Below are 22,614 nucleotides of genomic sequence, written 5' to 3'. Positions count from 1 at the left end.
CCTAAGGCGGCTGGCCGTGTGTTTACGACCGATTGATGGAACCTTTATGTCCAGGTTTTCTGCTGACACACGCTTGAGCGCTGCTCAAGCATCCTTCACCCCGAACCCATGCCGGGTTCGTATCAAACAGGCCGTCACCGTGCTCTGCGGTGCCCTGCTCGCGCCAATGGCCGGTGCCGCCGAGTCAGCGACCGATCACAGCCAGCACGCCGAAGAGCTGAGTCCGACGGTGATCACCGCCATCGCCCCCAGTTCGCCGCTGACCATCGTCACCAACCCCAAGGACCCGCGCCAACCGGTGCCGGCCAGTGACGGCGCTGACTACCTGAAAACCATTCCCGGCTTTGCCCTGGTGCGCAATGGCGGCACCAACGGCGATCCGGTGTTGCGCGGCATGTTCGGCTCGCGGCTGAACATCCTCACCAACGGCAGCACACTGCTGGGTGCCTGCCCAGGTCGAATGGACGCACCGACCTCGTACATCTCGCCAGAGACCTACGACAAGCTGACGGTCATCAAGGGCCCGCAAACCGTGCTCTGGGGCCCTGGCGCTTCGGCTGGCACCATCCTGTTTGACCGTGAGCCAGAAAGCTTCGGCGAGCTCGGCAGCCGGGTGAACGCCAGCGTGCTGGGCGGCTCCAACGGGCGCTTCGACAAAGTAGTGGATGCCGCCGCCGGTGGCCCGCAGGGCTATGTACGAGTGATCGGCAACACTGCCCACTCCGACGATTACCGCGACGGCAACAACGACACCGTGCCGTCGCGCTACGACAAGTGGAACGGCGATGTGGCCGTGGGCTGGACCCCGAGCGCCGACACACTGCTGGAGCTGACCGCTGGCAAGGGTGACGGTGAGGCGCGTTACGCTGGACGCGGTATGGATGGCTCGCAGTTCAAGCGCGAAAGCCTCGGCCTGCGTTTCGAGCAGTCGAACCTCAGCGACGTGCTGGAAAAACTCGAGGCACAGGTCTACTACAACTACGCCGACCACGTGATGGATAACTACACCCTGCGCTCACCGTCCGGTACCGGGATGATGGCGGGGCCCATGGCCTCGAACGTCGACCGTCGCACCCTCGGCGCGCGTATCAAGGCCACCTGGCGCTGGGCCGACCTGCAACTGATCAGCGGCCTCGACGCCCAGACCAACGAACATCGCCAGCGTAAGGCGATGGGCATCGACACCTACAAGGACGTGCCACGCAACAAGGATGCGGACTTTCACAACTATGGCGCGTTCGGCGAGCTGACCTGGTACGCCGCCGACCGTGATCGCCTGATCACCGGCGCACGACTGGACCGCGCTTCGGCCAAGGATTTTCGCCAGACCCTCGGCTCGGGAATGACCACCCGGCCCAACCCGACCGCTGACGACACCCGTGCCGACACCCTGCCCAGCGGCTTCGTGCGCTATGAACACGACCTGGCAGACAGCCCGACCACCCTGTACGCCGGGCTGGGTCATGTCGAGCGCTTCCCGGATTACTGGGAGCTGTTTTCGCCCAAGTCCGGCCCGGTCGGCTCGCTCAATGCCTTCGATTCGATCCAGCCGGAAAAAACCACTCAGCTCGACGTCGGCCTGCAATACAAGACCCAGGACCTCGAAGCCTGGGCGTCGGCCTACATCGGTGAAGTACACGACTACATCCTGTTCGACTACACCCCGACCCCGATGGGCACGACCTCACGGGCCGAGAACGTCAACGCCCGGATCATGGGCGGTGAACTCGGTGCGGCGTACAACCTGACCGCCAACTGGAAAGCCGACGCGACCCTGGCCTACGCCTGGGGCAAAGACACCACCCACGACACGGCATTGCCGCAGATGCCACCACTGGACGCACGCTTCGGCCTGACCTACAGCGAAGACAAGTGGAGCACCGGGGCCTTGTGGCGCGTGGTGGCGGCACAGAACCGCATCGACCTGAACAAGGGCAACGTGGTGGGCAAGGACTATGGCAAGAGCTCGGGCTTCGGGGTGTTCTCGCTCAATGGCAGCTACCGGGTCAATCAGCACTGGAAGGTCAGCAGCGGCGTCGACAACCTGTTCGGCAAAAACTACGCCGAGCACCTGAACCTGGCCGGCAATGCCGGGTTCGGCTATCCGGCCAATGACCCGCAAGCGATCAACGAACCGGGGCGCACGCTCTGGACCAAGGTGGACATGAGCTTCTGACGCATCGCGGACAAGCCCGCGCATGAACACTGCCCTTGTGGCGAGGGCGCCTGCTCCCTCGCCACAGGTGTGCAGTTCGAGAACAACGAAAAGATCCAAGCCCAGCGGAGCACATGTAATGAAGCAACCCACACCGAACTTCTACAACCTGGCCTGGCGCTGGCATTTTTATGCCGGACTGTTCGTCGCGCCGTTCATGGTGATGCTGGCCCTGACCGGCATCATTTACCTGTTCAAGCCGCAACTCGACCCACTGATGTACGGCAGCCTGATGAATGTGCCGGCCGGCCATCACAGCCTCAGCGCCGACACGCTGCTCAACCGTGTGCAATCGGCTTATCCACAAGGCCAGGTCACCCAGTACCTGCCGCCGATCAACGCCGAACGCAGCGCGCAATTCGTCGTGAAAAACGCTGGCAGCGAACTGAACGTGTTCGTCGACCCGTATCAGGGCGATGTCCTGGGCGAGCAGGACGCGAAGAACAACCTGCAAGCCATCGCCCGGGCCATTCATGGCGAGCTGATGATCGGCACCGTCGGCGATCGATTGATCGAGATGGCGGCGGGCTGGGGCATCGTGCTGGTAGTGTCCGGCGTCTTCCTGTGGTGGCCACGAGGCAAGGGTGGCGCCGGAATTCTGTGGCCACGGTTGAGCAGCAAAGGCCGCGTGCTCTGGCGTGACCTGCACGCGGTCACCGGATTCTGGGGCGCCGCACTGCTGCTGGTGATGCTGCTCAGCGGCATGACCTGGACCGGTTTCTGGGGCGCGAAATACGCTGAAGTCTGGAACCGCTTCCCTGCCGCGATGTGGGACAACGTGCCCAAGTCCGACGAACAAGCGCGCAGCCTCAACACCGCCACCCGCCAGACCGTACCCTGGGCCATGGAAAACACGCCGATGCCGATGTCCGGCGACCATGCCGAACACATGGCCCACGGCGGTGCCAGCACTGCACCGGCAGCACCAACCATCAGCCTGCAGGATGTGCAGGACATTGCCGGGCAACGCCAGGTCGAACCGGGTTACAGCATCACTTTCCCGAGCACCGCCAGCGGCGTGTTCACCATCGCAGTGTTTGCCGACGACCCGCGCAACGACGCCACCCTGCATGTCGACCAGTACAGCGGCGAAGTCCTCGCCGATGTGCGCTGGGAGCACTACGGCAACGTCGCACGCGCCACGGAACTGGGAGTGATGCTGCACGAGGGCAAAATGTTCGGCCTGTTCAACCAGATCGTCATCCTGCTGATCTGCCTGATGATCCTGCTCAGCGCCATCAGCGGTGTGGTGATCTGGTGGAAGCGTCGTCCCCTGGGCAAGTTCGGGGTGCCGCCGCTGCGCCATGACCTGCCGACCTGGAAAACCGGAGTGCTGATCATGCTGGCCCTGGCCGTGATGTTCCCGTTGGTGGGGGCATCGCTGGTGGTGGTGTGGCTTCTGGACCGTGTGCTGCTGATGCGCGCTGGTCACCAGACTGAATCGGCTTCATCTTCATCCTGAACACCGCGAGATGCGCGCGGCGGCCGGAGCTGTAGAATGCCCGGCTGCAGAGCGGTTGCTTGATCGTTCCCATGCTCCGCGTGGTAATGCAGCCCGGGACGCTCCGCGTCCCAAAGGCGGACGCAGAGCGTCCATAGAAGCGTTCCCACGCGCGAGCGTGGGAACGATCATAGGGAAATGGCATGACCTCGCTGAACCTCACCCGACTGGCCTGGACACCCCTGGGCCATGGCCACTGCCATCACCAGTTCCAGCTGCGAGAGGCCAGTCTGCACGTGGGTGCCGGGGAATTCGTCGGCCTGATCGGGCCCAACGGCAGCGGCAAGACCAGCCTGCTGCGTTGCGCCTACCGTTTCACGAAACCGGAGTCCGGTGAGGTTGAGCTGGCCCATCACAACGTATGGAAGCAGTCGTCACGCTGGTGTGCGCAACGCATCGCCGTAGTGCTGCAGGAATTTCCCGATACCTTTGGCCTGACGGTCGATGACGTGGTCGCCATGGGACGTACCCCGCATAAGGGTCTGTTCGATGGCGATACCCTTGAAGACCGGCGCATCGCCGAACAGGCATTGGCATCGGTGGGCCTCAAGGGCTTTGAAGACCACGCCTTCGCCACACTGTCCGGAGGTGAAAAACAGCGGGTGATTCTCGCCCGCGCCCTGGCCCAGCAACCGCAACTGCTGATCCTCGACGAGCCGACCAACCACCTTGATCCACGTTATCAGCTGGAGCTGCTGCAACGGGTCAAGCGCTTGCAGATCGGCGTCCTGGCCAGCATCCATGACCTGAACCTGGCCGCCGCATTCTGCGATCGGTTGTACGTGATGAACCACGGACGCATCGTCGCCAGCGGTACGCCCAAAGACGTGCTGACTGCCACCCTGCTGCGAGACGTGTTCGGGGTCGAGGCGCTGATCGATGAACATCCGCTGTCCGGCTACCCGCGAATCACCTGGATAACCCAACCATGACCCTGCCTACCCTGCTCCGCTCCAGCCTCTTCGTCGCCCTGCTGCTGGGCAGCGCCCAGGCGTTCGCCGAAGCGACGCACTATCCGTTGACCATTCAGAGCTGCAACCGCGAAGTGATCTTCGAGCAAGCCCCCAGGCACGCCCTGAGCCACGACATCAACATGACCCAGATGATGCTCGCCCTGGGCCTCAAGCCGCGCATGGTCGGCTACAGCGGTATCAGTGGCTGGAAAGCCGTCACGCCCCCGATGCAGAGCATCCTCGATGACCTGCCGGAGTTGGCGGCCAAGTACCCGTCCGTGGAAACCCTGCTCAACGCCAATGTCGACTTTCTCTTCGCCGGCTGGGATTACGGCATGCGCATCGGCGGCGACCTGACCCCACACACCCTCGGCCCGCTGGGCATCAACGTCTATGAGCTGACCGAGTCCTGTGCCTTTGTGATGAAGCGCCCGGCGGCCAGCCTCGACGACACCTACAACGACCTGCGCAACCTCGGCAAAATCTTCGACGTGCAGGACCGCGCCAACCAGTTGATCGCCGACATGCAGGCGCAAGTGGCTGCGGCGCGCAAACACCTGCCTGCCGAAAAGCCTCGGGTGTTCCTCTACGACAGCGGTGAAGACCGCGCCATGACGTCGGGCCGCCTGGGCATGCCACAAGCGCTGATCGACGCGGCCGGCGGGCAAAACATTCTCGACGACGTTGACGCGAGCTGGACCCGGGTCAATTGGGAAACCGTGGTGGAGCGCAATCCCCAGGTCATCGTGATCGTCGACTATGGCGAAGTCACCGCCGAACAAAAACAGCAGTTCCTGCTCAACAACAAAGCCCTGCAATCGGTGGACGCGATCAAGCACAAGCGCTTCATCGTCATTCCTTATGTGCAAGCCACGCCGGGGATCGACAACGTGCTGGCGGTGGAAACCCTGGCCAAGGGTTTCCTGGGCACATGATCAACCATCGTTATGCCTGGCTGCTCACCGCGCTGGGCGCGCTGTTGCTGGTCTCGTGCGTGGTGTCGCTGGGCTTTGGCTCGGCACGGGTGCCGGTGGACGTGGTCTGGGGGATCGTGCTGCACAAGGCGTTCGGTATCGGCGAGGTGGACTGGAGCGCCGGTCACGAACACATCGTCTGGCTGATCCGCGTACCGCGCATGCTGCTCGGCGCCTTGGTGGGCGGCGGCCTGGCGCTGATCGGCGCGGTGCTGCAGGCGGTCACGCGTAACCCGCTGGCCGACCCGCACTTGCTGGGCGTGACCTCCGGCGCCACTCTGGGTGCCGTGATCGTGATCCTCCATGTGGGTGAGATCGTCGGCCTGCTGACCTTGCCCATTGCTGCGTTCGCCGGCGCACTGCTGAGCATGCTGATGGTACTGGCCATCGCTAATCGCAACGGCCGGCTCGACAGTGACCGCTTACTGCTGTGCGGAGTGGCGGTGTCGTTCGTGATGATGGCCGTCGCCAACCTGCTACTGTTTCTCGGCGATCACCGCGCAAGCTCGGCCGTGATGTTCTGGATGCTCGGCGGCCTGGGCCTGGCACGCTGGGAACTGCTCCCCTTGCCCGCCGCCTGCGTAGCGCTCGGGCTGACACTGCTGGTGGGCATGGCCCGGCCACTGAACGCCTTGATGGCCGGCGAACAGACTGCCGTGACCCTGGGCCTGAACGCTCGCACGGTGCGTTTACAGGTGTTCTTGATTGCCTCGCTGATGACCGGGGTGCTGGTGTCCATCAGCGGTTCCATCGGTTTTGTCGGACTGATGGTGCCGCACATCGCCCGGCGCCTGGTCGGCGCCGAACACCGGCGTTTACTGCCGGTATGCGTATTACTGGGCAGTGTATTTCTGGTCTGGGTCGACGTCGCGTCGCGCACCTTGATCGCCCCCGAGGACTTGCCCATCGGCGTGGCCACGGCGGCGATTGGCGGACTGTTCTTCATCGGGTTGATGCGCAGGCGCTAACGCCACACATCACCACTGCCCGATTGCACGACCGGATGACAACTCATCCCGGCAAAAAAATGATCGATCCGAAGGGATACTCCTGGAGTGCCATCCACCATTTGTTGTGGCAAACAATCACCTCGCAACCACGAAAAATCTTGTGTTAAGTCAACACTAAACAATTAAAAAGTTAAAACTCATAATCCGACTATTTAAACGAATACTTAGTTACATCCACACACCAAAAAACAACTTCCTACAACTTAATAATCATATTCCCTACAAAAACAACGCGAGATCAACATGCTCAAGAAAATCATCGTATCCATCGCATTCCTTTCGGCACCCGCCTGGGCGGAACAGCCGCCCTTCACCGGCACTGATTACAGCGGTCGATATGAATGCACCGGCATGGACAGTCATGTCGGCGAATACAAAGGTGTTGTCGAGATGAAACTCGATCCGAGGCAAAGTACGGGTGAACACGGAGCGTATGGTTTTACTTTGACCCTGGTCGACAACTCCAGATACGACGGTTTTGCTATCGCCAACATGAACGCACTGGCGACCTACTTTGCATATACGGATCCGATACCAAAAGATTATGCAGTCGGTATCGCCAAGATCACTTCGACTCCTAACGGAAAAGTCTCCTTCACCAAACACTACTACGCCCCCGAGTACCAAGGCGGCGGTTACGGCGTGGAAACCTGCGTCAAAGGTTAATCACTTATAGCTCCCGCGCCAGTATGGAGTGCCATGAACAGCACCAATCTGGCGCACCTCGCTGCACCCGCACACTCGACACGTCCTCTCATGGTGCGCCCATTTAACGCATAGACGCTCTAACCCGACATTTACCTGCCTTTGCCCGACCGGGCACAGCCTTTGCTAAAGACCCTTCAGTCGTCCGCATCTGCCCACCAAGAAAACTCAAGAGTTCATGGAGATCGCACAATGAAGCGTCGTAGCTTGATCAAGGCTTTCACACTATCGGCAAGCATTGCCGCGATGGGTATGACCTGGAGCCTCCAGGCCGCCGAGACCATCAAGGTCGGGATCCTGCACTCGTTGTCAGGGACCATGGCGATCTCTGAAACGTCGCTCAAGGACATGGCGCTGATGACCATCGACGAGATCAACGCCAAGGGCGGGGTCAATGGCAAGCTGCTGGAAGCGGTGGTGGTGGATCCTGCATCGAACTGGCCGTTGTTCGCCGAAAAGGGCCGCCAGTTGCTGACCCAGGACAAGGTCGCGGTGGTGTTCGGCTGCTGGACATCGGTGTCGCGCAAGTCGGTGTTGCCGGTGTTCGAAGAGCTCAATGGTCTGCTGTTCTATCCGGTGCAGTACGAAGGTGAAGAGATGTCGCCAAACGTCTTCTACACCGGCGCCGCGCCAAACCAGCAAGCGATCCCGGCCGTTGAATACCTGATGAGCGAAGAAGGCGGCAGTGCCAAGCGCTACTTCCTGTTGGGTACCGACTACGTCTACCCGCGTACCACCAACAAAATCCTGCGCTCGTTCCTGCACGCCAAGGGTGTTGCCGACAAGGACATCGAAGAGGTCTACACCCCCTTCGGTCACAGCGACTACCAGACCATCGTCGCCAACATCAAGAAATTCTCGGCCGGCGGCAAGACGGCGGTTATCTCCACCGTCAACGGCGACTCCAACGTGCCGTTCTATAAAGAGCTGGCCAACCAGGGCCTGAAAGCCACCGACGTCCCGGTCGTGGCCTTCTCCGTCGGCGAAGAAGAACTGCGCGGCATCGACACCAAACCACTGGTGGGCAACCTCGCGGCGTGGAACTACTTCGAGTCGGTGGAGAATCCGGTGAACCAGAAGTTCGTCGCCGACTGGAAAGCCTACGCCCAGAAACACAACCTGCCGGGCGCCGACAAAGCGGTGACCAATGACCCGATGGAGGCCACCTACGTCGGCATCCACATGTGGGCGCAAGCGGCGCAGAAAGCCAAGTCCACCGATGTCGACAAAGTCCGCGAAGCCCTGGCTGGCCAGACCTTCGCCGCGCCGTCCGGCTACACCCTGACCATGGACAAGACCAATCATCACCTGCACAAGCCGGTGATGATTGGCGAGATCCAGGCCGACGGCCAGTTCAACGTGGTGTGGCAGACCGAAGGGCCGATCCGTGCCGAGCCGTGGAGCCCGTTCATTGTCGGTAACGACAAGAAGCCGGATTACGCGGTCAAGAGCAACTAAGCCACTGGATGTCGGGCCTGAACACCACGCCAGGACCCGACACAACCCCTGTGGGAGCGAGCTTGCTCGCGAAGTCGGCGGCACATCCAGCAACGATGTGACTGACACACAGCATTCGCGAGCAAGCCCGCTCCCACAAAGTCCGCGCAAGGCCACTGATATGCCCACCCCTCTTTACCGCTTGATCCTCGCTTGCCTGCTGTTGCTGTCTCTGGCGGTACAGGCTGGCGACGCTGAGGATTTCGCCGCGGCCAATCCCGCACAGCAGGCCAGGCTGCTGGAAGCCTGGGCCGCGCAACCCGATCCGGCACGTATCGAGTTGATCAACGCCCTGCAACAAGGGCAGTTGATGGTCGATGGCCAAGCCAAAACGTTGCGCCTGAACAACCGCCTGCGAGGTCTGATCGACACCGCGCTGGCCAGCCATCAATTGCTCTCCCTCGACGGCAGAGTCCGTCTGGCGGCCGCGCAACACCTGCAAAAAAGTGCCAAACCGGCGCAACTGAAATTCCTCGACCAGCGACTGGCGGGCGAACACGATGAATCGGTTAAAGCCGCGCTGAGCCTGGCCCTGGCCAACCTGCAACTGGTGGACAGCGACCCGACCGTGCGTCTGGCCGCCGTCCGACTGCTCGGTGAAACAGGCGATCCGCTGGCCCGCACCCGTCTTGAAGGCTTGCTCGAACCCGGCGTCGAAGCCGATGCCGCCGTGCTCACCGCCGTGCAAACCAGCCTGGGCCAGGTCAAGCGCAAGCTGTTGATGGGTGAACTGCTTGGCCAAGCCTTCAGCGGCCTGTCACTCGGCTCGATCCTGCTGCTGGCGGCCTTGGGACTGGCCATCACGTTCGGTCTTCTGGGGGTGATCAACATGGCCCACGGCGAGATGCTGATGCTGGGCGCCTACTCCACGTACATGGTGCAGATACTGCTCCAGCGCTTCGCCCCGAATGCCATCGAGTTCTACCCGCTGATCGCTCTGCCCGTGGCGTTTTTCGTCACCGCCGGGATCGGCATGGCGCTGGAGCGTACGGTGATTCGCCATCTCTACGGCCGCCCGCTGGAAACCCTGCTCGCCACCTGGGGCATCAGCCTGATGCTGATTCAGCTAGTGCGTCTGATGTTCGGTGCGCAGAACGTCGAAGTCGCCAACCCGGCGTGGCTCTCGGGGGGCGTTCAGGTTTTGCCCAACCTGGTGCTGCCGTACAACCGTATCGTGATCATTGCCTTTGCCCTGTTTGTCGTGGTGCTGACCTGGCTGCTGCTGAACAAGACCCGCCTGGGTCTGAACGTGCGTGCGGTCACCCAGAACCGCAACATGGCTGCTTGCTGCGGCGTGCCCACCGGACGCGTCGACATGCTCGCCTTCGGTCTCGGCTCGGGCATCGCCGGCCTGGGTGGCGTGGCGCTCAGCCAGATCGGCAACGTCGGTCCTGACCTCGGCCAGAGCTACATCATCGACTCATTCCTGGTGGTGGTGCTGGGTGGTGTCGGCCAGTTGGCCGGCAGCGTGTTCGCCGCCTTCGGCCTTGGCATCGCCAACAAGATTCTCGAGCCACAGATCGGCGCCGTACTCGGCAAGATCCTGATCCTCGCGCTGATCATTCTGTTCATCCAGAAACGTCCGCAAGGCCTCTTCGCACTCAAAGGACGGGTGATCGACTGATGAACCAGCCCCTGCTCGTTACCGCCACACAAAAAGCCGGTCCCGGCGTGACGATTGCCGTCGGCGCAGTGATTTTCGGACTGCTGCTCGCGCTGCCATTGCTCTCGCTGTTGCCCGCCGACAATACGCTGCACGTCTCGGCCTACACCCTGACCCTGGTGGGCAAAATCCTTTGCTACGCCATCGTCGCCCTCGCGCTGGACCTGGTCTGGGGCTACGCCGGCCTGCTATCGCTCGGGCACGGCCTGTTCTTCGCCCTCGGTGGTTACGCCATGGGCATGTACCTGATGCGCCAAGCGTCGGGCGATGGCCTGCCGGCATTCATGACCTTCCTGTCGTGGACCGAACTGCCCTGGTACTGGACCGGTACCAGCAGCTTTATCTGGGCCCTGTGCCTGGTGGTGCTGGCACCGGGTCTGCTGGCGTTGGTGTTCGGTTTCTTCGCCTTCCGCTCGCGGATCAAGGGTGTGTACTTCTCGATCATGACCCAAGCCCTGACCTTCGCCGGGATGCTGCTGTTTTTCCGCAACGAAACCGGCTTTGGCGGCAACAACGGCTTCACCAACTTCCGCACGATCCTGGGCTTCGGCATCACCGAACCCGGGACGCGCGCCGTGTTGTTTCTGGCCACGGTGCTGTTGCTGGTGGCCAGCCTGTACATCGGCTGGCGCCTGGCACGGAGCAAATTCGGCCGGGTGCTGACCGCCCTGCGCGATGCGGAGAACCGCCTGATGTTCTGCGGCTACGACCCGCGCGGTTTCAAGCTGTTCGTGTGGGTGTTGAGCGCGGTGTTGTGCGGTCTGGCCGGTGCACTGTATGTACCGCAAGTCGGGATCATCAACCCGAGCGAGATGTCGCCCACCAACTCCATCGAAGCGGCGGTCTGGGTGGCCCTTGGAGGGCGCGGCACACTGATCGGGCCGTTGCTCGGTGCCGGTGTGGTCAACGGCATGAAGAGCTGGTTCACCGTGGCGTTCCCCGAGTACTGGCTGTTCTTCCTCGGTGCGCTATTCATCATCGTGACCCTGTACCTGCCCAAAGGCGTGATCGGTCTGCTGAAGAAAAGAGGTGAGCAATGAGCGTGACAGCGAGCGCCGAATTCATGCTGGAACCGGCCTTCTTCCCGCCCCTGGAGCCGAACAAGGACGCCGGCAGCAGCCGTGACGCCATCGGCCTCGGCCAGCGTGTCGGCCCCGGCCTCAACACACGCCACGGCACAATCCTGACCCTGGAAGACATCAGCGTCAGCTTCGACGGCTTCAAGGCACTCAACGCACTGAACCTGTACATCGGCGTCGGTGAACTGCGCTGCATCATCGGCCCCAACGGCGCCGGCAAAACCACACTGATGGACGTGATTACCGGCAAGACCCGTCCCAGCCACGGCAAGGCCTGGTTCGGTGAAACCCTGGACCTGACACGAATGAACGAAGTGCAGATCGCCCAGGCCGGGATCGGCCGCAAGTTCCAGAAGCCGACGGTGTTCGAGGCCTTGAGCGTGTTCGAGAACCTGGAGCTGGCGCAGAACACCGACAAGTCGGTGTGGGCCAGCCTGCGGGCCAGGCTCACGGGCGAGCAGAAAGACCGCATCAGCGAAGTGCTGGACACCATTCGCCTGACGGCTTCAGTCAATCGCCCGGCCGGCTTGCTGTCCCACGGTCAGAAGCAGTTTCTGGAAATCGGCATGCTGCTGATGCAAGACCCGCAACTGCTGCTGCTCGATGAGCCGGTAGCCGGCATGACCGACGCCGAAACCGAATTCACCGCCGAACTGTTCAAACGCCTGGCCGGCAAGCATTCGCTAATGGTGGTGGAACACGACATGGGCTTCGTCGGCTCGATTGCCGACCACGTCACCGTGTTGCACCAGGGCAGCGTGCTGGCCGAGGGGTCGCTGGCGCAGGTGCAGGACAACGAGCGGGTGATCGAGGTGTACCTGGGCCGCTGATGGCTAACGGTAGGCGCGAGCGTGCCCGCGCCTACAGGGAATTGAGGAGAATTCGAACATGCTCCACGTCGAAAAACTGCACCAGTACTACGGCGGTAGCCACATCCTGCGGGGCCTGACGTTTGAGGCGAAGGTCGGTGAGGTCACCTGCCTGCTCGGACGCAACGGCGTGGGCAAGACCACCTTGCTCAAATGCCTGATGGGCCTGCTGCCGGCCTCGGACGGCTCCGTGAACTGGGAAGGCAAGACCATCACCGGGTTCAAGCCGCACCAGCGGGTACATGCCGGCATCGCCTACGTGCCGCAAGGCCGGGAGATCTTTGGTCGCCTGACCGTGGAAGAAAACCTGTTGATGGGGCTTTCTCGCTTCGGCGCCAAAGAGGCCCGGGAAGTACCGGCGTTCATCTACGAGTTGTTCCCAGTGCTGCTGCAAATGAAGCAACGCCGGGGGGGTGATCTCTCGGGTGGCCAGCAACAACAACTGGCTATCGGCAGGGCACTGGCCAGTCGGCCGCGCCTGTTGATCCTCGATGAGCCCACCGAAGGCATTCAGCCGTCGGTGATCAAGGAGATCGGCGCGGTGATCAAGCAGCTCGCGGCTCGCGGTGACATGGCGATCTTGCTGGTGGAGCAGTTCTACGATTTCGCCGCCGAACTGGCCGATCAGTACCTGGTGATGTCCCGGGGTGAAATCCTCCAGCAAGGTCGCGGAGCAAACATGGAAACCGAGGGTGTACGCGGGCTGGTAACGATCTAACCTGAAGCCTCCTGACGATAATGAGAAATGATGACTGCCGCTGCCCCTGACACCGTGTTCACCCCCAACTGGCACGCCGAGCTGGAGCTCGGCTACGCCCGACTCGGCGACAGCACGCGCCCGGTTCAACGCCGTCACAAAGGCCCGCTGCGGGTGCAAAAACACCTGTACGCCGAGGGCCCGCAAGTATGCCAGCACATCATCGTGCACCCGCCGGGCGGAATTGCCGGCGGTGATCGACTGGATGTCAGCGTCAACGTCGGTACCGACGCCTGGGCGCAACTGACCAGCCCCGGCGCCGCCAAGTGGTATCGCGCCGCTACCCCCGCCTATCAGCAGCTCGACGTGAAGGTGGCCGCTGGCGCCACACTGGAATGGCTGCCGCAGGAAACCATCGTCTTCAGCGCCGCCCAGGCCGAACTCGCCGCCCGGATCGATCTGCAAGGCGATGCCCGGTTGTTCTATTGGGATGTGGTCGCTCTGGGGCGTCCGGCCAGTGGCGAACGCTTCGCGTGCGGGCACTTTCAATCACGACTCGATATCCGCCGCGACGGCCAGTTGCTCTGGCATGAACGTCAGCGCATTGTCGGCGGGGATGGACTGCTCGATTCGCCGATCGGGCTGGACGGCTCACCGGTTTGGGCGACCTTGCTGGTGACCGGAGAGATTGACACTGAACTGCTCGAACAATGCCGCTCGCTGGCCAGCGACGTGCGCGGCGATCTGACCCAGCTGCCCGGGCTGTTGGTCGCCCGCTGCCTGGCCAGTGAGGCACTGCTGGCACGGAACTGGCTAATTGCATTATGGACGTTGCTTCGCCCGGCCCTGCTCGGCCGCGAAGCGGTGCCGCCAAGAATATGGAGCACCTGACTCATGCTGTTGCCTGCATTTGCAGACCACCATTTTTTATCTGCCCTGACGGATTGCCCATGGACCTGACCCCACGCGAAAAAGACAAGTTGCTGATCTTCACGGCCGGCCTGGTTGCCGAACGACGATTGGCCCGTGGCGTGAAACTCAACTACCCGGAAGCCATGGCCTACATCAGCGCGGCGCTGCTCGAAGGCGCACGTGACGGCCAGACAGTCGCCGAGCTGATGCATTACGGCACCACCCTGCTGACCCGCGAACAGGTGATGCAAGGCATCCCGGAAATGATCCCGGAGATCCAGGTCGAAGCCACCTTTCCCGACGGCACCAAACTGGTCACCGTCCACCAACCCATCGCCTGAGACCGCGCCATGACTTTTCACATCCGCGACGCCCTGCATGACGACCTGCCGGCGATCCGTGACATCTACAACGATGCGGTCCTGAACACCACGGCCATCTGGAACGAACAGGCCGTGGACCTGGACAATCGCCAGGCCTGGTTCGTCGCCCGCCAAGCCCAGGGCTACCCGGTCCTGGTGATCGTCGACGCCGACCACAACGTACTCGGCTATGCCTCATTCGGCGACTGGCGGCCCTTCGACGGATTCCGCCACACCGTCGAGCATTCGGTGTACGTACGCAGCGACCAACGCAGCAACGGTCTTGGCCCACGCCTGATGGAAGTGCTGATCGAGCGGGCCAGGGACTGCGGCAAACACGTGATGGTCGCCGCCATCGAAAGTGGCAACGCCGCTTCGATTCGCCTGCATGAGCGGGCAGGCTTCGTCATCACCGGGCAAATGCCCCAAGTGGGCACCAAGTTTGGTCGTTGGCTGGACCTGACCTTCATGCAATTGACCCTCGACCCCGGTGCCCAGCCACCGGTCTTTCACAAGGAGTGAAACACCATGAACGCCGCCCAACTGCGACACGTCAATGCCGAGAGTTTTGCCCACTACCGCCAGGGCCTGACCGAGCTGCTGTTCGATGCCGTCAATCACGGCGCCTCGATTGGCTTCATGGCCGACCTCGACGACAACCAGGCCCGCGCCTACATCAAGGCGCTGCAGGCTGACCTTGAGAGCGGCAGCCTGTTGCTGTGGGTGGTGGTGGATGAAGAGAAGGTCCTGGCCAGCGTGCAACTGGGGCTGTGCCAGAAAGCCAATGGTCGCAACCGCGCCGAGGTGCAAAAGCTGCAAGTGCTGTACGAGGCGCGGCGCCGTGGTCTTGGTCAACAGCTGATGAGCACCCTGGAGCTCGCTGCACGCCAGCACAAACGCGGCCTGCTGTACCTCGATACCGAAGCCGGTTCGCCGGCCGAGGCGTTTTATCAGTCTCTGGGGTACACCCGTGTCGGTGAACTGCCCAACTACTGCCAAAGCCCGGACGGTCGCTACACCCCGACCGCCATCTACTTCAAGACCCTGGGGCAACCTGAATGATTCCTGGCCAATATCAGATCGCACCCGGTGACATCGAGCTCAACGTCGCTCGTCGCACCCAGAGCCTGACCGTCGCCAACAGCGGCGACCGGCCGATTCAGGTGGGTTCGCACTTCCACTTTTTCGAAACCAACGACGCCCTGACCTTCGACCGCGCCGCCAGCCGCGGCATGCGCCTGAACATCCCCGCCGGCACTGCCGTGCGCTTTGAGCCGGGACAAAGTCGGGAAGTCGAACTGGTGGACCTGGCCGGTCATCGGCGGGTGTTCGGTTTTTCCGGGCAGATCATGGGTGACCTCGACTGACAGACCTCCCTCGCCACCATGGACGCGGACTGCCGCACCTCACTTTCAAGGCAAGCACATGAAAATCTCAAGACAAGCCTATGCCGACATGTTCGGCCCCACCGTAGGTGACAAGGTCCGCCTGGCCGATACCGAGCTGTGGATCGAGGTCGAAAAGGACTTCACCACCTACGGCGAAGAAGTGAAGTTCGGCGGCGGCAAGGTGATCCGCGACGGTCAAGGGCAAAGCCAGTTACTGGCTGCCGATGTCGTCGACACCCTGATCACCAATGCGCTGATCATCGACCACTGGGGCATCGTCAAGGCCGACGTCGGCCTCAAGGACGGACGCATCGCGGCAATTGGCAAGGCGGGCAACCCGGATATCCAGCCCGACGTCGACATCTCCATTGGCGCCAGCACCGAAGTGATCGCCGGCGAAGGCATGATCCTCACGGCGGGTGGCATCGACACCCACATCCACTTCATCTGCCCGCAACAAATCGAAGAAGCGCTGATGAGCGGCGTCACCACCATGATCGGCGGCGGCACGGGGCCGGCGACCGGCACCAACGCCACCACCTGCACCCCGGGCCCCTGGCACCTGGCGCGGATGCTTCAGGCGGCCGATGCCTTCCCGATGAACATCGGCCTCACCGGCAAGGGCAACGCCAGCCTGCCGGAGCCGCTGATCGAGCAGGTCAAGGCCGGCGCCATCGGTCTCAAGTTGCACGAAGACTGGGGCACCACCCCGGCCAGCATCGACAACTGCCTGAGCGTCGCCGACCGGTACGACGTGCAAGTGGCGATTCACACCGACACCCTCAACGAATCGGGCTTCGTCGAGACCACCCTCGCCGCCTTCAAGGGCCGGACCATCCACACCTACCACACTGAAGGTGCCGGTGGCGGCCACGCGCCGGACATCATCAAGGCCTGCGGTTTCACCAACGTGTTACCAAGCTCGACCAACCCGACCCGACCGTTCACCCGCAACACCATCGACGAACACCTCGACATGCTCATGGTCTGTCACCATCTGGACCCGAGCATTGCCGAAGACGTGGCCTTCGCCGAAAGCCGCATCCGCCGTGAAACCATCGCCGCCGAAGACATCCTCCACGACCTCGGCGCGTTCTCGATGATCAGCTCCGACAGCCAGGCCATGGGCCGGGTCGGCGAAGTCATCACCCGCACCTGGCAGACCGCCGACAAAATGAAAAAACAGCGCGGCCCGCTACCGGGAGATGGCGAGGGCAACGACAACTTCCGCGCCAAACGCTACATCGCCAAGTACACCATCAACCCGGCGATCACCCACGGCATCAGCCATGAAGTCGGCTCGATCGAAGTGGGCAAGTGGGCCGATCTGGTGCTGTGGCGACCGGCGTTTTTCGGGGTGAAGCCGACGCTGATCCTCAAGGGCGGCGCCATCGCCGCCAGCCTGATGGGCGACGCCAACGCCTCGATCCCGACGCCGCAACCGGTGCACTACCGCCCGATGTTTGCAAGCTTTGGTGGCTCGCTGCACGCCACCTGCCTGACCTTCATCAGCCAGGCAGCCCACGACGCCGGCCTCCCCGAAGCGCTGGGCTTGAAGAAGAAAATTGCCGTGGTCAAGGGATGTCGCGACGTGCAGAAAACCGACCTGATCCACAACGACTACCTGCCGAGCATCGAGGTCGATCCGCAGACTTATCAGGTCAAGGCTGACGGTGAGTTACTGTGGTGTGAGCCGGCAGAGACCTTGCCGATGGCGCAGCGGTATTTCCTGTTCTGAGGTGGTCTTCCTGCGCAGTGCCATCGGCGAACCATCCAGCGGGTTCTGGCGTTCCCGCTTATGTGGCGGAGAGGGCTTGGCCCTCCCCCTTGCTCAGGCGTCGCGATGGGCGGCTATTCGACGACCAACCGCCCCAACCGCTGCTTGAGCATCCGGTTCTCGGCACGCAACTGCTGCACTTCTTCAAGCAGGTCCAGCGCCAGGGCGACGCCTTCCCATTCCAGCTCCAGGTCGCGCCGCAATTTCGCGGCGCGTTTGGCCAGGGCCAGTTCGACGTCGTTGAAACGCCAGTCCCCGGGCTGTGCGCCCTGAGGTTCGAGGATGCCGTGCTCGACGATTTCGATCACGTAGACGTCGGGTAAACCGGTCGCCTCACAGAATTCTGCCATGTCCAGTTGAACGATCAGGGGACTGCTCATAGTCAATGACTCCATTGCTCAGGCGCTGGAATATGCGCCGATCAAAAGTGTTCTCGCGGATTGAACGCCGCCTTCTTCGCCAGTTCCTGCCACAAGGCCTTGACCTCGTCGTCACTGTGCTTGGGCATCACCGCCTTCAGCTGCACGAACAGGTAACCGCGTTCGCCCGCCTTGTTCAGCAGGCCATGGCCCTTGGCGCGCATGCGCTGGCCGTTCTGGCTACCGGCCGGGACCTTGAGGTTGATCTTGCCCGTCAGGGTCGGCACTGCCACCTCGGCACCCAGCGCCAGTTCCCATGGCGCCAACGGCAAGGTGATGATCAGGTTTTCGCCTTCCACATCAAATTTCGGGTGCGGTGCAAAGCGAATGGTCAGGTACAGGTCGCCATTGGCGCCACCACCGATACCCGGTGCGCCCTGGCCCTTGAGCCGGATGCGCTCGCCATCGGTGACACCGGCCGGGATCTTCACGTTCAGGCTCTTGCTGGTGTTGCTGACGTGCTGACCGGCAGCGTTGTACTGCGGCACCTGGAAGCTGATCTTCTTCGACTCGCTCGACAGGGTCTCTTCAAGAAAGACCGCCAATTCCATTTCCACGTCCTGCCCTCGCCGACCGGCGCTACGGCCAGGCTGTCCACCACCGAAGCCCGGGCCACGGTTACCGAAGATCGAACTGAAGAAGTCCGAGAAGTCACCTGCGTCCTGACCGCCGCCAAAACCACCACGGCTCTGCCAGCCCGGCGGCCCCTGGAACGGCTGGCCATGCTGGCCGTAACGGCGCAACTCATCGTATTCGGCGCGTTTGTCGGCGCTTTTCAGCGCCTCATACGCCTCCGAGGCGTCCTTGAACTTGGCTTCAGCGTCCTTTTCCTTGCTGACATCGGGGTGGTACTTGCGCGCCAGCTTGCGATAGGCGGCCTTGATCGCCTTGTCGTCAGCGGTCGGCTCCACACCGAGTATCTTGTAATAGTCTTTGAAGTCCATCGCTCGAATCACCATCCGTTATCGATACGCGCCGCCTGCCAGCTTGCACCGATGGGTCGCAGCAGGCTTGACCGATCTCAAGGTTGTGACCGGACAGCGCGTCAGAAGTTTATCGGCAGCCGGGCGAATCCGTTGATCGCGCCGTGGCTGCCAAGCCATGCCTGTAAGTTTGGGGAACAAGGATAGTCTTTCAAGGCGCGGAAAGCTGAGATTTAGCGGATAGTCGGCCTTCGGTTCTGTGCCGCACTGGCATACACTGCGCGGCCGTTTTTTAACCGGAACTCGAAAGACATGAAAAACGCATCTGCGGCCCGTGCCTGCGGTATCGACTTCGGCACGTCCAACTCCACTGTCGGCTGGCTGCGCCCCGGCATGGAAACGCTGATCGCGCTGGAGGACGACAAGATCACCCTGCCTTCGGTGGTCTTCTTCAACATCGAAGAACGCCGCCCGGTGTACGGCCGCCTGGCGTTGCACGAGTACCTGGAAGGCTATGAAGGCCGCCTGATGCGCTCGCTCAAGAGCCTGCTGGGTTCCAGGCTGATCAAGCACGACACCAGCGTGCTGGGCACGGCCATGCCGTTCAAGGACCTGCTGGGGCTGTTCATCGGCCAACTGAAGCAACGCGCCGAGGCCGCCGCCGGTCGGGAGTTCGAAGAAGTGGTGCTGGGTCGTCCGGTGTTCTTCGTCGACGACGACCCGGTCGCCGACAAGGAAGCCGAAGACACGTTGGTGGAAGTGGCGCGCAAGATCGGCTTCAAGGAAGTGTCGTTCCAGTACGAACCGATTGCCGCGGCATTCGACTACGAGTCGACCATCGAGAAAGAAGAGCTGGTACTGATTGTCGACATCGGCGGTGGTACCTCCGACTTCTCGCTGGTGCGCCTGTCGCCTGAGCGCCGTGGCCTGGACCAGCGCCAGGACGACATCCTCGCCACCGGCGGCGTACACGTCGGCGGGACCGACTTCGACAAACAGCTGAGCCTGCAAGGCGTGATGCCGATGTTCGGCTACGGCAGCCGGATGAAAAGCGGCGCCTACATGCCCACCAGTCACCACATGAACCTGGCGACCTGGCACACCATCAACTCGGTCTACTCGCAAAAATCCCAGATTGCCCTGGGCAGCATGCGTTACGACATCGAGGACACCGGTGGCATCGACCGTCTGTTCAAGCTGATTGAGCAACGCGCCGGGCACTGGCTGGCGATGGAAGTCGAAGAAACCAAGATCCAGCTGACCCACGCGGACAACCGTCATGTGCCGCTGGATCGCATCGAATCGGGTCTAAGCGTGGAGCTGAGCCGGGCACTGTTCGAATCGGCCATCGATGGCTTGCTCGAGCGCGTGCGCAATAGCGTCACCCAACTGCTGAACGACGCCAACGTGGGTGTCGAGCAAGTCGACACGGTGTTCTTCACCGGCGGTTCGAGCGGGATCCCGGCCTTGCGCAATAGCGTCTCGGCCATGCTGCCGAACGCGCGCCATGTGGAAGGGAACATCTTTGGCAGCATTGGCAGCGGTCTGGCGATTGACGCCATGAAGCGGTATGGCTGAGGGGCAGCTACAAGTTGCAAGCTTCAAGCGGCAAGCAAGAGCAAGTGCGGTGTTCGCAAGCTACTTGCAGCTTGAAGCTTAAATCTTGCAACTGCTCTTATACCAATCCCGCCTGCTTCAATTCGCTCTTCAGGTACGCGTAGTAAATCGGCCCTGCCACCACCCCCGGCAGGCCGAACGCGGCCTCGAACACCAGCATCGCCAGCAGTAACTCCCACGACTTGGCACTGATCTGCCCACCGACGATCCGCGCGTTGAGGAAGTACTCCAGCTTGTGGATAACAATCAGGTAACCCAGCGCCGCGACGGCCACCCAGATCGACAATGACAAACCGACGATGGTGATCAGTGTGTTGGAGATCAGGTTGCCGATCACCGGCAGCAGGCCCAACAGGAACGTCAGCACGATCAGGGTCTTGGTCAACGGCAGCTGGATCCCGAACATCGGCAGCACCACCGCCAGGAAGATCCCGGTGAAGACCGTGTTGAGCAGGGAGATCTTGATCTGGGCGAAGACGATATTGCGAAAGGCTTGCACCAGCAGATGCAGGCGATCGAACAGGGCGGCGGCTAAAGGTTTGCGCTTGGTGACATCCGGTATGCTCTGCAAGGCAATGATCGCCCCCAGCACCATGCCAATCAGCAACGTGACGAACATATGCGCAGCGTCCTTGCCCACCAGTTGCAGATCACTCAGGTGTTTGCTCAGCCATTCACCGATCGCCACGCGAAACTCCGCGGCACTGGCGGGCAGGTAGGCGTCGACGAACGGTGGTAGTTGCCCGCGCGCCTTGTCGACCACGCCCATGAATTTGTCCAGGGAGGCCCCGGGATTTTCCGCCTCATGCAACAAAAAGCTGAACGCACCGGCAAAGATCAACGCCAGCACACTGACCACCAGGGTGCCAAGCAACGCCACGGCGAGCCAGCGTGCTCGCCGCCCTTCTATCAGCCGTTGCAGCTGTGGCGTGAGCATGTTGACCAGCTCGAACACCAGTAATCCGGCCAGCAGGCTCGGCAGAAGTCGCAACGGCAATACCAGCAACAAACCACCAACAATGATTACCCAACTGACTGACAGCAACACGTGACGCTGAGAAAACGTTGGCATACAGCCTCAAAACAAACGGCGTGAAAGGATCGGCAGTCTGCCAGCGTTCGGATGTCAGCACTAGGTATTGTGTCGGCAGACTTTTGGGCCTTAGTGTAGATAAAGCCTGCAACAGGTTCATCAACTATCCAGGCTGGTACGGCGATAGTGCTCGGGGGTGCAACCGGCCTGGCGCTGAAACATCGCAATAAACGCCGAGGCTGTGCTGTAGCCCATGTCAAAGGCGATTTCCTGAATGCTGCGAGGACTGTCCAGCGCCTCGATCGAGGCCAGGAACCGCAGGCGCTGACGCCATTCGCCGAAGCTCATGCCCAGCTCACGCACACACTGGCGCGCCAGGGTTCGCTCACTGACGTGGATCTGCTCAGCCCATTGCGCCAATGGCCGGTTGTCCCCAGGGTCGGCCTGCAAGGCTTCCAGTATGCCCAGCAGTCCGGCGCTGCTGGCGTAAGGCAAGTAACACTCATGCACCGGCGCCAGGTGCAACTGGTCCACCAGCACCTGGGCCAGGCGAACGTCGGCTGGGTGCTGCGCGATCTTCACGTCACGGGCGGCAAAGTCCTTGAGGATCGCCTTGAGGATGTCGCTGATCGCCAGGGTGCAGGCCTGCTGCGGCAGATCACGGCAGATCTCCGGTGCCAGGCACACCGCGCGGTAGGTGATCGGTTGAGCACTGTAAAAGCTGTGCTCGGTGTGCGGAGGCACCCACACCGCGTATTGAGGGGGCGACATGAAGCGACTGCCGGCGATGTCCATGTGCATTACGCCGTGCGCCGAATACTCGAGGGTGCCCCAGGGGTGGCGATGGGCCAATGCGTGGCTGTGGGCGTCGAAGTCGGCGTAGCGGAAGTACACCGGCGCCGGTAAACCGCTGAAATCCAGCAGATCGATAGGCTTTCTGTTCATGCTGTCCGGATTCAAGGGCGGGTTGTCTGGATCGAAGTATAGGCATTGATCCAGACAGGGGATAATCGCGCTTCA

At 61.9% G+C, this 22,614-nt stretch carries 22 protein-coding genes; 18 read left to right on the top strand and 4 right to left on the bottom strand.

Annotated elements, in window-relative coordinates; all coding sequences use genetic code 11:
• Window positions 1-46: 46 nt before the first annotated feature.
• The 17 genes from CKW29_RS08625 to ureC all read left to right on the top strand — a co-directional run bounded on the left by CKW29_RS08625 (window position 47) and on the right by ureC (window position 17,563).
• On the top strand, window positions 47-2,176 hold the full coding sequence (locus CKW29_RS08625) for a TonB-dependent copper receptor (RefSeq protein ID WP_095144799.1): 2,130 nt from the start codon (window positions 47-49) through the stop codon (window positions 2,174-2,176).
• Between the two features lie 118 nt (window positions 2,177-2,294).
• Window positions 2,295-3,677 carry a PepSY domain-containing protein gene (locus tag CKW29_RS08620; RefSeq protein ID WP_095144798.1) on the top strand — a complete coding sequence of 461 codons (1,383 nt, stop codon included), beginning with the start codon at window positions 2,295-2,297 and terminating at the stop codon, window positions 3,675-3,677.
• 182 nt (window positions 3,678-3,859) lie between these two features.
• Window positions 3,860-4,648: an ABC transporter ATP-binding protein gene (locus tag CKW29_RS08615; RefSeq protein WP_095144797.1), complete on the top strand. Its 789-nt coding sequence runs from the start codon at window positions 3,860-3,862 to the stop codon at window positions 4,646-4,648.
• Window positions 4,645-5,604, top strand: a complete 960-nt coding sequence (locus CKW29_RS08610; RefSeq protein WP_095144796.1) for an ABC transporter substrate-binding protein — start codon at window positions 4,645-4,647, stop codon at window positions 5,602-5,604. Before CKW29_RS08615 ends, CKW29_RS08610 begins: the two co-directional genes overlap by 4 nt.
• The gene (locus CKW29_RS08605) at window positions 5,601-6,611 is read left to right on the top strand and encodes an iron ABC transporter permease (protein ID WP_095144795.1); all 1,011 of its coding nucleotides are present in this window, start codon (window positions 5,601-5,603) and stop codon (window positions 6,609-6,611) included. Before CKW29_RS08610 ends, CKW29_RS08605 begins: the two co-directional genes overlap by 4 nt.
• A 285-nt stretch (window positions 6,612-6,896) precedes the next feature.
• Complete coding sequence (locus CKW29_RS08600; RefSeq protein WP_095144794.1) at window positions 6,897-7,319, top strand: hypothetical protein; 423 nt, start codon at window positions 6,897-6,899, stop codon at window positions 7,317-7,319.
• Window positions 7,320-7,550: 231 nt separating this feature from the next.
• A complete protein-coding gene (gene urtA / locus CKW29_RS08595; protein ID WP_095144793.1) occupies window positions 7,551-8,816 on the top strand; it encodes an urea ABC transporter substrate-binding protein in 1,266 nt (421 codons plus the stop codon).
• A 160-nt stretch (window positions 8,817-8,976) separates the two neighbouring features.
• A complete protein-coding gene (gene urtB, locus CKW29_RS08590) occupies window positions 8,977-10,479 on the top strand; it encodes an urea ABC transporter permease subunit UrtB (protein WP_095144792.1) in 1,503 nt (500 codons plus the stop codon).
• Window positions 10,479-11,558, top strand: coding sequence for an urea ABC transporter permease subunit UrtC (gene urtC, locus CKW29_RS08585; RefSeq protein ID WP_095144791.1), 1,080 nt, complete (start codon window positions 10,479-10,481; stop codon window positions 11,556-11,558). The genes urtB and urtC overlap by 1 nt, the downstream gene beginning before the upstream one ends.
• Entirely contained in the window at window positions 11,555-12,427 is an 873-nt protein-coding gene (gene urtD / locus CKW29_RS08580; protein ID WP_095148275.1) for an urea ABC transporter ATP-binding protein UrtD, read from the top strand. Before urtC ends, urtD begins: the two co-directional genes overlap by 4 nt.
• Window positions 12,428-12,485: 58 nt before the next feature.
• Window positions 12,486-13,184: an urea ABC transporter ATP-binding subunit UrtE gene (urtE, locus tag CKW29_RS08575; RefSeq protein ID WP_095144789.1), complete on the top strand. Its 699-nt coding sequence runs from the start codon at window positions 12,486-12,488 to the stop codon at window positions 13,182-13,184.
• Between the two features lie 30 nt (window positions 13,185-13,214).
• Window positions 13,215-14,054: an urease accessory protein UreD gene (locus CKW29_RS08570; RefSeq protein WP_095144788.1), complete on the top strand. Its 840-nt coding sequence runs from the start codon at window positions 13,215-13,217 to the stop codon at window positions 14,052-14,054.
• A 59-nt stretch (window positions 14,055-14,113) separates the two neighbouring features.
• A complete protein-coding gene (gene ureA / locus CKW29_RS08565) occupies window positions 14,114-14,416 on the top strand; it encodes an urease subunit gamma (protein ID WP_095144787.1) in 303 nt (100 codons plus the stop codon).
• Between the two features lie 9 nt (window positions 14,417-14,425).
• Window positions 14,426-14,959 (top strand): GNAT family N-acetyltransferase, encoded by a 534-nt coding sequence (locus CKW29_RS08560; RefSeq protein ID WP_095144786.1) that lies wholly within the window; start codon window positions 14,426-14,428, stop codon window positions 14,957-14,959.
• A 6-nt stretch (window positions 14,960-14,965) separates the two neighbouring features.
• Window positions 14,966-15,499, top strand: coding sequence for an N-acetyltransferase (locus CKW29_RS08555; RefSeq protein WP_095144785.1), 534 nt, complete (start codon window positions 14,966-14,968; stop codon window positions 15,497-15,499).
• Window positions 15,496-15,804, top strand: coding sequence for an urease subunit beta (locus CKW29_RS08550; RefSeq protein ID WP_095144784.1), 309 nt, complete (start codon window positions 15,496-15,498; stop codon window positions 15,802-15,804). Before CKW29_RS08555 ends, CKW29_RS08550 begins: the two co-directional genes overlap by 4 nt.
• A 58-nt stretch (window positions 15,805-15,862) precedes the next feature.
• Window positions 15,863-17,563, top strand: coding sequence for an urease subunit alpha (gene ureC / locus CKW29_RS08545; protein WP_095144783.1), 1,701 nt, complete (start codon window positions 15,863-15,865; stop codon window positions 17,561-17,563).
• 113 nt (window positions 17,564-17,676) lie between these two features.
• Here ureC and CKW29_RS08540 read toward each other — a convergent pair whose 3' ends face one another.
• Together CKW29_RS08540 and CKW29_RS08535 are read right to left on the bottom strand one after the other, a co-directional pair.
• Window positions 17,677-17,982 carry a chaperone modulator CbpM gene (locus CKW29_RS08540; protein ID WP_095144782.1) on the bottom strand — a complete coding sequence of 102 codons (306 nt, stop codon included), beginning with the start codon at window positions 17,980-17,982 and terminating at the stop codon, window positions 17,677-17,679.
• Between the two features lie 41 nt (window positions 17,983-18,023).
• Complete coding sequence (locus CKW29_RS08535) at window positions 18,024-18,965, bottom strand: DnaJ C-terminal domain-containing protein (protein WP_095144866.1); 942 nt, start codon at window positions 18,963-18,965, stop codon at window positions 18,024-18,026.
• Between the two features lie 291 nt (window positions 18,966-19,256).
• Here CKW29_RS08535 and CKW29_RS08530 point away from each other — a divergent pair, with 291 nt between their 5' ends.
• Entirely contained in the window at window positions 19,257-20,522 is a 1,266-nt protein-coding gene (locus CKW29_RS08530; protein ID WP_095144781.1) for an Hsp70 family protein, read from the top strand.
• Window positions 20,523-20,619: 97 nt separating this feature from the next.
• Here the strand turns inward: CKW29_RS08530 and CKW29_RS08525 are convergent, their stop codons facing one another.
• Window positions 20,620-21,633 carry an AI-2E family transporter gene (locus CKW29_RS08525; RefSeq protein WP_095148274.1) on the bottom strand — a complete coding sequence of 338 codons (1,014 nt, stop codon included), beginning with the start codon at window positions 21,631-21,633 and terminating at the stop codon, window positions 20,620-20,622.
• 120 nt (window positions 21,634-21,753) lie between these two features.
• A complete protein-coding gene (locus tag CKW29_RS08520) occupies window positions 21,754-22,539 on the bottom strand; it encodes a helix-turn-helix transcriptional regulator (RefSeq protein ID WP_095144779.1) in 786 nt (261 codons plus the stop codon).
• Window positions 22,540-22,614 lie beyond the last annotated feature (75 nt).

It is taken from the genome of Pseudomonas sp. Irchel s3a18 (assembly GCF_900187535.1).
Classification (GTDB): Bacteria; Pseudomonadota; Gammaproteobacteria; order Pseudomonadales; family Pseudomonadaceae; genus Aquipseudomonas.
The sequence above is the reverse complement of the archived record's forward strand: the minus strand, read 5'-3'. Positions and strand labels throughout refer to the sequence as shown.